This is a genomic window from Haemophilus sp. HMSC71H05 (genome assembly GCF_001838635.1).
Classification (GTDB): domain Bacteria; phylum Pseudomonadota; class Gammaproteobacteria; order Enterobacterales; family Pasteurellaceae; genus Haemophilus_D; species Haemophilus_D parainfluenzae_R.
In genome coordinates, this window is the sequence record NZ_KV838037.1 from 196,510 (window position 1) to 207,962 (window position 11,453).

At 39.0% G+C, this 11,453-nt stretch carries 12 protein-coding genes and 1 tRNA gene; 6 read left to right on the forward strand and 7 right to left on the reverse strand.

Annotated features, from left to right (window positions below; translation table 11 throughout):
* Positions 1 to 110: 110 nt before the first annotated feature.
* A complete protein-coding gene (gene aqpZ / locus HMPREF3279_RS07220) occupies positions 111 to 800 on the reverse strand; it encodes an aquaporin Z (protein WP_070868735.1) in 690 nt (229 codons plus the stop codon).
* Positions 801 to 1,027: 227 nt separating this feature from the next.
* Here aqpZ and metJ point away from each other — a divergent pair, with 227 nt between their 5' ends.
* Positions 1,028 to 1,345: a met regulon transcriptional regulator MetJ gene (gene metJ / locus HMPREF3279_RS07225; RefSeq protein ID WP_005696757.1), complete on the forward strand. Its 318-nt coding sequence runs from the start codon at positions 1,028 to 1,030 to the stop codon at positions 1,343 to 1,345.
* Between the two features lie 2 nt (positions 1,346 to 1,347).
* Here the strand turns inward: metJ and cueR are convergent, their stop codons facing one another.
* Entirely contained in the window at positions 1,348 to 1,734 is a 387-nt protein-coding gene (gene cueR, locus HMPREF3279_RS07230) for a Cu(I)-responsive transcriptional regulator (protein WP_070868736.1), read from the reverse strand.
* Positions 1,735 to 1,814: 80 nt separating this feature from the next.
* Here cueR and HMPREF3279_RS07235 point away from each other — a divergent pair, with 80 nt between their 5' ends.
* Together HMPREF3279_RS07235 and HMPREF3279_RS07240 are read left to right on the forward strand one after the other, a co-directional pair.
* Positions 1,815 to 2,024: a heavy-metal-associated domain-containing protein gene (locus tag HMPREF3279_RS07235; protein WP_070868737.1), complete on the forward strand. Its 210-nt coding sequence runs from the start codon at positions 1,815 to 1,817 to the stop codon at positions 2,022 to 2,024.
* Positions 2,011 to 4,179, forward strand: coding sequence for a heavy metal translocating P-type ATPase (locus HMPREF3279_RS07240; RefSeq protein ID WP_070868738.1), 2,169 nt, complete (start codon positions 2,011 to 2,013; stop codon positions 4,177 to 4,179). The genes HMPREF3279_RS07235 and HMPREF3279_RS07240 overlap by 14 nt, the downstream gene beginning before the upstream one ends.
* A 39-nt stretch (positions 4,180 to 4,218) precedes the next feature.
* Here the strand turns inward: HMPREF3279_RS07240 and cpxA are convergent, their stop codons facing one another.
* The 4 genes from cpxA to yejK all read right to left on the reverse strand — a co-directional run bounded on the left by cpxA (position 4,219) and on the right by yejK (position 7,888).
* Entirely contained in the window at positions 4,219 to 5,622 is a 1,404-nt protein-coding gene (gene cpxA / locus HMPREF3279_RS07245; protein ID WP_070868739.1) for an envelope stress sensor histidine kinase CpxA, read from the reverse strand.
* Positions 5,622 to 6,332 (reverse strand): response regulator, encoded by a 711-nt coding sequence (locus HMPREF3279_RS07250; RefSeq protein WP_049365682.1) that lies wholly within the window; start codon positions 6,330 to 6,332, stop codon positions 5,622 to 5,624. Before HMPREF3279_RS07250 ends, cpxA begins: the two co-directional genes overlap by 1 nt.
* A gap of 63 nt (positions 6,333 to 6,395) precedes the next feature.
* Positions 6,396 to 6,809, reverse strand: a complete 414-nt coding sequence (gene bamE, locus HMPREF3279_RS07255; protein WP_070868740.1) for an outer membrane protein assembly factor BamE — start codon at positions 6,807 to 6,809, stop codon at positions 6,396 to 6,398.
* Between the two features lie 62 nt (positions 6,810 to 6,871).
* Complete coding sequence (gene yejK / locus HMPREF3279_RS07260; protein ID WP_070868741.1) at positions 6,872 to 7,888, reverse strand: nucleoid-associated protein YejK; 1,017 nt, start codon at positions 7,886 to 7,888, stop codon at positions 6,872 to 6,874.
* A 139-nt stretch (positions 7,889 to 8,027) separates the two neighbouring features.
* On the opposite strand from yejK, the gene HMPREF3279_RS07265 reads away from it, so the two are divergent.
* The 3 genes from HMPREF3279_RS07265 (at position 8,028) to HMPREF3279_RS07275 (ending at position 11,173) form a co-directional block, all read left to right on the forward strand.
* On the forward strand, positions 8,028 to 8,246 hold the full coding sequence (locus HMPREF3279_RS07265; protein WP_005698664.1) for a YejL family protein: 219 nt from the start codon (positions 8,028 to 8,030) through the stop codon (positions 8,244 to 8,246).
* A 1-nt stretch (position 8,247) separates the two neighbouring features.
* Entirely contained in the window at positions 8,248 to 9,990 is a 1,743-nt protein-coding gene (locus HMPREF3279_RS07270) for a DUF3413 domain-containing protein (RefSeq protein WP_070868742.1), read from the forward strand.
* Between the two features lie 190 nt (positions 9,991 to 10,180).
* Positions 10,181 to 11,173: an amidohydrolase family protein gene (locus HMPREF3279_RS07275; RefSeq protein WP_005696743.1), complete on the forward strand. Its 993-nt coding sequence runs from the start codon at positions 10,181 to 10,183 to the stop codon at positions 11,171 to 11,173.
* Positions 11,174 to 11,291: 118 nt separating this feature from the next.
* Here the strand turns inward: HMPREF3279_RS07275 and HMPREF3279_RS07280 are convergent.
* Positions 11,292 to 11,367, reverse strand: a tRNA-Val gene (locus tag HMPREF3279_RS07280).
* Positions 11,368 to 11,453: the final 86 nt, after the last annotated feature.

An 11,453-nucleotide genomic window follows, 5' to 3' on the forward strand; every position in this document is an offset into this window, starting at 1 on the left:
CTGAAACCACCGAAAGGTGGTTTTTATTTATATATTTGGATTACACAATATAAAAGATGAAAAAGAAGGCATTGTGGTGATGCCTTCTTCTTTTTCTATGAAACGAAATCTTAGTTATTTTTCGCTAATAAAGTGCGGTAGATAATACCACCTAAAATACCACCGATAATTGGCGCAACCCAGAATAACCATAATTGGTCGATTGCCCAAGAACCTTGGAATACCGCAACTGCAGTACTACGCGCCGGGTTTACTGAGGTATTTGATACAGGAATGCTGATTAAGTGGATTAACGTTAAACCTAAACCAATTGCGATTGGCGCAAAACCTGCAGCTGCATTTTTATGAGTTGAACCCATGATGATTAATAAGAAGAATGCAGTCAATAATACTTCTGCTACGAATACCGCTTCTAAAGAATAACCTTCAGGAGAGTGTTCGCCGTAGCCATTAGATGCAAAACCTGCAGTCACATCAAAGCTCGCTTTACCTGATGCGATAAGATAAAGTGCAGCACCCGCTACTAAACCACCAACTACTTGAGAAACGATGTATGGAAGAGCATCTTTCGCAGAGAAACGACCGCCTGCCACTAAACCAAGTGTTACAGCTGGGTTAAAGTGACCACCAGAAATGTGACCTACAGCATAAGCCATGGTTAATACGGTTAAACCAAACGCAAATGCAACGCCTACATAACCGATACCTAGGTTGACGGAAGCGGCAAAGATTGCACTACCACAACCACCAAACACTAACCAAAATGTGCCGAAGAATTCAGCAAAAAGTTTTTTTGACATAATAGACCTCAATATTAAACATGTCGTTATCTTCAAATAACAATAATGTATTGCGAATGCAACAGGCATTTAGTCAAAGGTAATGGTTTTTAGTTCTGCAAATTATTGTAAATGTTTGTAAGTGAATGTAAGGGAAATAGCATGCTATACTTTTAGCCGTCTAGATTGTCATTTTGCTTATTTTTCATTAAAATACGGATAAATTATCAGGTTATTTAAGGTGCATTATGGCAAACTGGGATGGCAAATATATTAGCCCTTATGCAGAGCATGGCAAAAAGAGCGAGCAAGTCAAAAAAATTACAGTGTCTATTCCAATTAAAGTATTGGAAATTTTGACGAATGAGCGCACGCGTCGTCAGCTGAAAAGTTTGCGCCATGCAACAAATAGTGAATTGCTTTGTGAGGCATTTTTGCATGCTTTTACGGGGCAGCCATTACCGACTGATGCAGATTTAATGAAGGAACGCCATGATGAGATTCCTGAAAATGCCAAAGAGATCATGCGTGATTTAGGCATCGATCCTGAAAGCTGGGAATATTAATTTTATCCTTTTAATCCTTCCAAAATACTGCATTCAGGGTAATCATTGCCCTGACAAGCGTTATGCCATCGTTCCAATTCCTCTACCATTTTTTGCAAGTGATGAATTTGCTCATTCAATGTTTTAATATGCTGCGTCGTAAGTGCTTTAACTTCTCGGCTACTACGATTGGGATTATCCTGTAATTGCAAAAGTTGGTGAATTTGTTGGAGTGGAAACCCAACATCTCGAGAGTGACGAATAAAACGTAGTCGTTCTAAATCCTTTTCTTCATAATGGCGATAACCGGAAAGGCTTCGCTGTGCTGGTTTTAATAAGCCGGACTTTTCATAATCCCGAATTTGTTTACTTGATAAACCGACTAATTTTGCCACTTCACTGATGTTCATAAAAAATCCTTGACCTTAACCTTATGTTAAGGTTTATAGTAAACTCAATTTCAATCTATATCAATAATTAAGGAGTAAATATGAAATCAATTACATTACATGTAACAGGAATGACTTGTGGTGGTTGTGTGAAAAGCGTCACAAGAGTGTTAGAAGAACTTAATGGCGTAGAAAAAGCCGTAGTAACACTTGATGATGGTAAAGCAGTGGTTACCTTTGATGAAAGTGCGGTTAGTATTCCACAATTAATTGAAACAATTGAAGAAGCAGGTTTTGATGCAACAGAATAAAAAAATAGCCATTCAAATCGAGGGAATGACCTGTCAATCCTGTGCTAACCGGATTGAAAAGGTGTTGAATCGAAATGATTTTGTCTCTGACGCGGGCGTGAATTTTGCGGCAGAGGAAGCGCACGTAGTATTTGATTCATCTCAGGCTTCAGAACAAGATATTTTGACAATTATTCAAAAAGCGGGATTTAATGGCATTCTAAAGCAAAATGTGCTGCCTAGCGCACCTAATGAAACGAAGATTAGTCCGCGTTTATGGTTGCTTTTGTTCATTAACATTCCTTTTTTAATCGGAATGATCGGGATGATGTTTAATCATCATTCTTGGATGATGCCACCAATGTGGCAATTTGTTCTTGCGAGCATTGTGCAACTTTGGTTAGCCATTCCTTTTTATAAAGGTGCGATTGGTAGTATTCGAGGTGGTTTGGCCAATATGGATGTACTGGTAAGTACTGGTACGTTGGTGATTTATCTCTATTCGGTCTTTATGCTGTTTTATTATCAGTCAATCGGGCATGATGGCGCATCTCATGTCTATTTTGAAGTATCGGTGATGGTCATCGGTTTCGTCAGCCTTGGGAAATTTCTTGAGGAAAGAACGAAGAAACAAAGCTTAAACAGTTTAGGGCTATTATTACAACTCACCCCAAAACAAGTCAGTGTTCAACGTGAAAATCGTTGGGAAACGATTCCTCTCGATCAAGTAAAAATAGGCGATATTTTACGAGCTAATCAAGGTGAACGTATTGCAGCTGATGGCGTAGTTGAACAGGGGAGTGGTTGGTGCGATGAGAGTCATTTAACCGGTGAATCTCACCCATTAGAAAAAATGTCTCAAAGCCCTGTGCTTGCAGGGGCAATGGTGACACAAGGTAGTCTTATTTATCGAGCTAATCAACTCGGACAGCAAACGCTATTGGGCGATATGATGAAAGCGCTCTCAGAGGCGCAAGGTACAAAAGCACCGATTGCTCGTTTTGCTGACAAAGTTTCAGCTGTATTTGTGCCTACCGTGTTATTGATTTCCGTAATGACATTTGGATTAACCTGGTGGATAAAAGGTGATTGGGTTACCGCTTTAATTCATGCGGTTGCCGTGTTAGTTATCGCTTGTCCTTGTGCGTTAGGACTTGCTACACCTGCTGCCATAATGGTGGGAATGGGGAAAGCAGTCAATGCAGGGATTTGGTTTAAAGATGCAGCATCCATGGAAGAGGCAGCGCATGTGGATACGGTGGTATTAGATAAAACAGGAACGATAACTCAAGGAGAACTCAAAATTGCCGCTGTTTGGCAACCACAAAGTGCGGTCTATTCTGAGGAAGATTTATATCGCATTGCGGCTTCCGTTGAGCAAAATGCCAATCATCCTTTAGCTAAAGCGATAGTCCTGGCTGCACAGGAAAAATCACTTGAAATTCCGACCGCACTTTCGGTTCATTCAGAAGTGGGGCAGGGTATATCTGCTCACATTGAAGGAGTTGGTTTGGTTAAAGTCGGTAAACTGACTTATTGTGAATTAACCTTACCAGATAATATGCCTCAAATTTGGCAAATCGCGAGTGTTGTTGCGGTATCTGTAGATAACAGTCCAATCGGTGCATTTGCGCTAGCAGACAGTCTAAAAGAGGATAGTTTGCAAGCGATTCAACGCTTACACCAACATAATATTGATGTGGTGATAATGAGTGGCGATCAGCAATCTGTTGTTGATTATGTTGCTCAACAAGTCGGTGTGAAAACCGCACGAGGTAATTGTAGTCCACGTGATAAAGCTGCCTATATTGAAACATTACGTCAGCAAGGTAAAGTGGTGGCAATGGTTGGTGATGGTGTGAATGATGCACCTGCATTAGCGATGGCTAACGTAAGTTTTGCGATGAAATCGGGTTCTGATGTTGCAGAACAAACTGCATCGGCGACGCTTATGCAACATTCGGTTGATCAGTTAGTTGATGGATTAATGATTTCCCGAGCAACATTAAAGAATATCAAACAAAATTTATTCTTTGCTTTGATTTATAATGTGTTAGGTATTCCACTTGCAGCATTAGGCTACTTAAGCCCTGTTTTGGCGGGGGCAGCCATGGCGATGAGTTCACTTTCGGTGCTATCCAATGCATTGCGATTAAAACGAGTGAAAATTAAATAAGAAAAAAGGCGATATGAATATATCGCCTTTTATTTTAGATTAATGTTGTTTCCACAATGGGAGTTGAATCGTGACGGCAAGCCCACCTAAATTGCTGGATTCAGCCCATACTTTTCCATTGTGTTCATTTACAACATTATAGACAATCGTTAAACCTAATCCCGTTCCGCCAGTGGCTCGAGTTCTAGTTTCATCGACTCGATAGAATGGCTTAAAGATTTTATCAAACTCTTCTGGTGGTAGGCCTAAGCCATTATCATCTACTCGAATTTGTAGGCAATTATCATCCTGCTCATTTTTATGTAAATCAATGGTTAAGAAAATACGATCTTTCGTATATTTCAGTGCATTTCGAATAATGTTTTCAATCGCACTGGTAAGCAAGCTTAGGTTGCCGTAAATCATATGTTTTTCAGGATGTAAAATAGAAATATTGACATCGCAGGCGATCTTGCGCTGCTCAGCTTCAAATAAGGCATCTTTGATCACATCATCCCAAAGCTGATTAATAGGAAATAAATTATGCTCCATTTGAGAATGCATTTGTTGGCGAGAAATGAGTAACAACTCGCTGATCATTTTATCCATTCGTTGTATTTCTTTCTCAATGCGTTTAACTGGTTCAATATCCCCTGTTTGATGACGAACCAGGGCAGTGGAAAGTTGCAAACGCGTCAACGGTGTTTTTAATTCATGAGAAATAGATGAAAGCAGATTGTGTTGGTTTGAAATCAGATTATCAATCGCAATCGACATCTTGTTAAAGCTTTGTCCTACTTCTCGTAATTCTTCTGGACCATGATTTGCTAATTCATTATCAACCTTAAAGTTTCCTAACGCCACGCTATTAGCCGCCTTTTGTAAATTGGTAATAGGTTTGACGATGGTATGCGTAAACCACCAAAGTAAAGGCGTTGTAATAATTAAGGTCAAGAGCAATAAGACCCAAGGGTGGTCAAGCATATACCGTAAAATTTCTTGTTGGCCATTTGCTCGAGACACAAAGAATAATTCGGAGGATTGTTCAGCATCCCCAATATAGACTTTAAAAGGGCCTGCAATTTGAATATCTTTAAAGGTTTTACGTTGTGGTTGGGCAAAGTTACTGGACTCTTGGGCAAACTGAGCAATATGCATTCTTTCTTCGCCTAAAGCACCAAAAATCTCTTTTTCCGGCGTCATGATGACAGGGCGAGCCGAGTCAAATTTATCGGTTGGAAGAACAGGTACGCCAGCGAGAATACCGGTGATTCTATTATTACGAATGGATTCAACGAGTTTCTTTTGGTAGCTCGATATTTCATTTTGATTCAAGTCAGAATATAAGCGGCTATCAAAATAAGGGAGTGCGACCAAAAGTGCGGTCATGGCAAAGAATGCCAACCAAAAAACAGTAAATGTGCGTATCGTGAGCTGATTTAAGCTAAATTTTTTGATAAGCATTATTCACAAACCAACAAGTAACCACGACCACGTAGCGTTTTCAGCCATGGTAAGCCATTGTCTCTTTCTGGGAGTTTTTTGCGCAAGTTTGACATATGCATATCAATCGAGCGATCAAAAGGAGAAAGGTGTTTGCCAAGTACATTCATGCTTAATTCTTCGCGAGAGACAATTTGTCCAGGGCGAAGTACCAGTTTATGAAGTAGAGCAAATTCAGAGCCGGTTAGACCAAGATCTTGACCGTTATAAGAAGCTTGTTGAAGACCAGAATGAAGCACTAAACCACAGAATTCTAATGTATTTTCTTCTGATGAAAGTGCGGTCGAATTTTGTGTATTTTCTTTTTCTGCTGGTGTAGCACGACGTAAAATGGCTTTAATACGAGCAACCAGTTCACGATCGTTAAATGGTTTTGGTAAATAGTCATCGGCGCCGAGTTCTAATCCAAGAACACGATCGATCTCTTCACCACGTGCGGTAAGCATCATCACAGGGACATTTGATGTTTGGCGAATTTTCTTGAGTGTTTCAATGCCGTTTAATACAGGCATCATAATATCTAATAAAACTAACTGGTGGCTTGCATTCAGTTTATCTAACGCTTCTTGACCATTATTGGCAACTTCAACTTCAAAACCAGTCAGTCGTAAAACTTCCGCAAGTAAATCTGTTAGTTCAATATCATCATCAACTAATAGAATTTTTGACATTTTCATTCCCTTGTAATACAAAGAACCTGCTTGATATGACAAGCAGGTGTTATTTTTTAATGATTACCAGAATTTCCACCAGCTTTTCTTACCTGCATTTTCAGGTGTGCTGATAATAGTATTATTTTCGTCTTGTTTTGCCACTTCAGGTAATGGCTTATCTAATTCTGCACTGCTCACTAAACCGTTTTGATCGAATTTCACTGTAAATGTGTGCTGTTCAGGTTTTTGGTAAGAGTGTTGTTGTAAGAACACGTAATACCAAGTTAGGTTACTATAAGGATCGATTAAAACTGGTGTGCCAAGCAGATATTGTACTTGTTGTGTGGTCATGCCTGGTTTAACTTGCGCCACAGTCGCTGCTTCTAAATAGTTACCTTGTGGAACATCAATACGATAAACGACTTTTTGCACTGTTGAACAAGAAGTTAAACTTAATGCTAAAACAACTGCACCTAAAAATGTTCTTAATTGCATATTTTTTACCTTTTACTGCAAAGTTATGTCGAATGATACCGAAACTTTATGATCTTGCCAAATTAATTATCGCACTTTAATGCTTTTTGAAGTTGATCTTTCAGATTTGGTGGTATCCCTTTGATTGTTAAAGTATCTGTGAGTGGATCCCATTCAATACGGTTATTCAATAAATCCGCATCAAAACTTAATGTCACACCTTTACCAGAACCCGAAAATTTCGTTAATGTTTTTAAGGCTGAACGTACTGGTGGAATGGTTTCCTCCAAGCCGTAATCTTGCTCTTCTGTAAAGGTGACAAAAGGGCGTTCGTTTAGAGTCGGCAAATTCGCTGAAAGTTCAGTTAAGGCAATTTCATCGCCGTTTGCTAATTGACCTTTACAGTATTCAAATACCTGTTTTTTCACTGCTTGAGTTTGTTCTTTGTTCAATTCACCTTGTTCACAGTAGTCACTGACTGCTTGTAATAGGTATTGGTTTTGAACTTGCGGATTTAAACCTTCTTCTGCACCTAAGAAATCCATAAAGAAGTCACTAATTTTACGGCCAACACGACCTTTAATGAAGGTGAGATAACGGTTTGAGTTTGCGTTTACTTGTAAATCCGTTAAGTTAATTCGCGCAGCAATATCAAATTGTGTGATATCTAGATATTCCGTACGACGAATTTCAAGATTTTCGTCAACTAACATGCTGATACGACTATCTAATAGTGCGATGAATAGGTAATCCGTCGCTAAAAAGTTATATTGGCATAGGATAAGCGTACCGCTGTCTGCAAAATTATATTTACCTAGCTCTTGCGCTAATAATTTTGTGGATTGTTGGCTGAAATTTAAAAAGTTGATTTCATTTTCTAATAAACGATTTAGATCTTGTGCAAAAATGGAATTCTCTTGGAAGACACCAAATGCTTTGCCTTTATTTTGGTAACCTTGATGTAATTGCAACATCATTTGTTCGACTTCCGGCGTAATGGTGAGAAGTTCATCACGCAACACGCTTTCCATGGTAGTCGTTTCATTTTCAGCGTGCTTAACTAATTGATGTAGCACGATTTGATTAACCGTAATGCTCATAATTTTTTCCTTCGTAAAATTTACCTTAAATTATAACCGCACTTTTTAAGCAAGAAAAAAGAAATTATTCAGATTGGACAAATTATCGGGTATGATATGAGAAGTTTTTTTGTATTTAGAACAGGCTTAAACATTCCAAATGGCTCAACATTCAAAGTATTCCGATGGGCAAGTTAATGCCATCATTAACGACATGATTAGCGTACTTGAAACTCACAAAGCACCCGTTGATCTTTCTCTTATCGCTTTAGGCAATATGGCCAGTAATTTATTGACCACTAGCGTGCCAGCCGCACAGCGTGAAGCATTAGCACAAGCCTTTGCCAACTCTCTAATGAATTCGGTAAAAATAAAATAAAATGTTTTGGTTTAAAAAGAGCAAATTTAACGGACGTGAATACCGTGAAGAAACCTCACGAAAAATTTCGTGGGGACACTGGTTTGCTTTTTTTAACATTATTATCGCAATTCTTATTGGTAGTCGTTATGCCTTTCTCATTGACTGGCCAGACACCTTACTCGGCAAAATTTATTTCTTTATCAGCTTATTAGGGCATTTCAGTTTTTGTGTTTTTGCCTTGTATTTGCTGGTTATATTTCCGCTGAGTTTCATCATCAAAAATCACCGCACTTTCCGTGGACTAACGGTAATTATTGCCACGATTTGCACCACTTTACTGCTGTTTGATACAGAAGTTTTTAACCGCTTTAATATCCACCTTTCTTCTATTGTTTGGAATTTGTTAGTGAACCCTGAAAAGGGCGATCTCTCACGGGATTGGCAAATTTTCTTTGCGCCAATGCCGATTATTTTGCTAATCCAAATGCTTTTCTCCCGTTGGAGTTGGGAAAAATTACGTAGCTTAGAACGTCAGAAATGGCTGAAGAAAGTGGGATTAGTGCTGACTTCCACGTTTGTCGCGACACACTTAATTTACGCTTGGGCGGATGCATTTTTATATCGTCCGATTACTATGCAGCGTTCAAACTTCCCACTTTCTTATCCAATGACCGCAAGAACCTTTTTGGAAAAACAAGGGTTTATTAATGCGGAAACATACTCACAGCGTTTAGAGCAAGAAGGGCGTTTGGATGCATTAAAAATTGATTATCCGAAAAAAGATCTTCAGTTTGAGCAAGTTGAAAACAAACCAAATATTCTTGTGATTACCGTTTCAGGCTTACGTTATGATGCACTAACAAGCGAGAAAATGCCTAAATTGTTTGAGTTTGCCACAAGTTCTACTCAATTTACGAATCATTACAGCAGCGGCAATACGAATAATGCCGGCTTAGTAGGCTTATTCTATGGGCTGAATGCAAATTATACGGACAGTATTTTGAGTAATCATACGCCGTCAGTGTTAATCAAAAAGTTACAAGACGAGAAATATCAATTTGTCGCTTATTCATCTACGGCATTTAAAGATAGCTTATTTAAACAAGCCTTGTTCCGTAATGTGAAATTACCTAAAGTGAAAGATTCTTCGCCAAAAGAAGCGATAAATGGTGTTTTATCTCTCTTAAAAGAGGATAAACCTTGGTTTGCTTATGTGGATTTAGATATTGCGGATCAAGCGGAAGAAAATTACATCAAATCGCTTGCGGAGATTGATCAACAAATTGATGACACTTTAGCATCAGTCTCTTTAGATAATACGATTGTTATTATTACGGCAGAGCATGGTACAACGTTTAATAAGCTGGATGAAAAAGCACGAGAAAACTATTTCGGTCGTGATGAAATCCAAGTGCCATTTATTGTTTACTGGAAGGATTTGCCGGTACAAGAAGTGACAAAATTAACAAGCCATACCGATTTATTGCCAGCATTGATGTCATCGATCTTTAAAGTGAAAAATCCAGTTTCGGATTATGCACAAGGCCGTAATTTATTTGAGCTTAATGGCGATCCTTGGGTGTTGGCGTCGAATTTCCGTTGGAATGTCATTATTCAGCCGGATGGCACACAGTATCATATTGATCGCAAAGGAAACTATAAGAAATTTGACCGCACTTATACTGAGCAATCTTCAAGCCGTCCACCGCTCGGCTTGTTCTTAGATGTCTTTAAACAAGAGCGTTCTTTTGTCAATAAATAGATAGCTTTTTTGTGCTTAAAATCTTATACTTTGCACTCAGTTGAAAGACTGAAAAGATGTTATTAATTAAAATCTGCGAATTTTTCATAACATTGCAAACAATTCACAATAGAGCAGATCCTTATTGGGCTTGCTTTTCAATTAATACACTTCTCGTCTCTCTTTTCTTTTCTTTTTTGGCGGAGTTATTATGAGAAATCACGTTCGTAGCTTTAAAACGTTTATTCGAGACGAAATCATTAAAAAAGGTGGCTGGGTCAATGCTCACGCTCACGCAGATCGTGCTTTTACAATGACACCTGAAAAAATTGGCATTTATCACAATAGTAATCTTCAACAAAAATGGGATTTAGTGGACGAAGTTAAACGTACATCAAGTGTTGATGATTATTACGCCCGTTTCTGTCAGTCGATTGAGCTGATGATTTCCCAAGGGGTGACGGCATTTGGGACTTTTGTGGATATCGACCCGATTTGTGAAGACCGAGCCATTATTGCTGCGCATAAAGCGCGCGAAGTCTATAAGCATGACATTATTTTAAAATTTGCGAATCAAACCTTAAAAGGGGTGATTGAGCCAGAAGCACGCAAATGGTTTGATATTGGCTCTGATATGGTGGATATGATTGGTGGTTTGCCTTATCGCGATGAGCTTGACTATGGCCGAGGCCTTGAAGCAATGGATATTTTACTTGATGCGGCTAAATCTCGCGGTATTATGTGTCATGTGCATGTGGACCAATTCAACTCTCCAAAAGAAAAAGAAACCGAACAGCTTTGCGATAAAACCATTGAACATGGTATGGAAGGTCGAGTGGTGGCTATCCATGGTATTTCCATTGGTGCACATAGCAGAGAATATCGTTATAAACTTTATGAAAAAATGCGTCAGGCAAAAATGATGATGATTGCTTGTCCAATGGCATGGATTGATAGTAATCGAAAAGAAGATTTGATGCCTTTCCACAATGCGTTGACCCCGGCAGATGAAATGATTCCAGAAGGGATTACAGTCGCGTTAGGTACCGATAATATCTGTGATTACATGGTGCCACTTTGTGAAGGGGATTTATGGCAAGAACTAAGCTTGCTGGCTGCGGGCTGCCGTTTCCCACATCTTGATGCAATGGTTGATATTGCGAGTATCAACGGACGTAAAGTGTTAGGTTTAGAGCCGGTTTAATCTAAAAATTTCATGAAAGTGCGGTCATAAAACGAAACGTTTTGTGGCCGTTTTTATTTATGAGATAAAACAGAACTAATGCTAATTTGACTGATTTAAAAAAAGACTTTAAGAAAAGTGGTGGGCGATACCGGTCTCGAACCAGTGACCCCCTCCTTGTAAGGGAGGTGCTCTCCCAACTGAGCTAATCGCCCACATAAGAAAAGCGTTTAAATAATGGGAAAGTTTGAGCGGAAAGAACACTTTAGAAAAGTGGTGGGCGATACCGGTCTCGAACCAG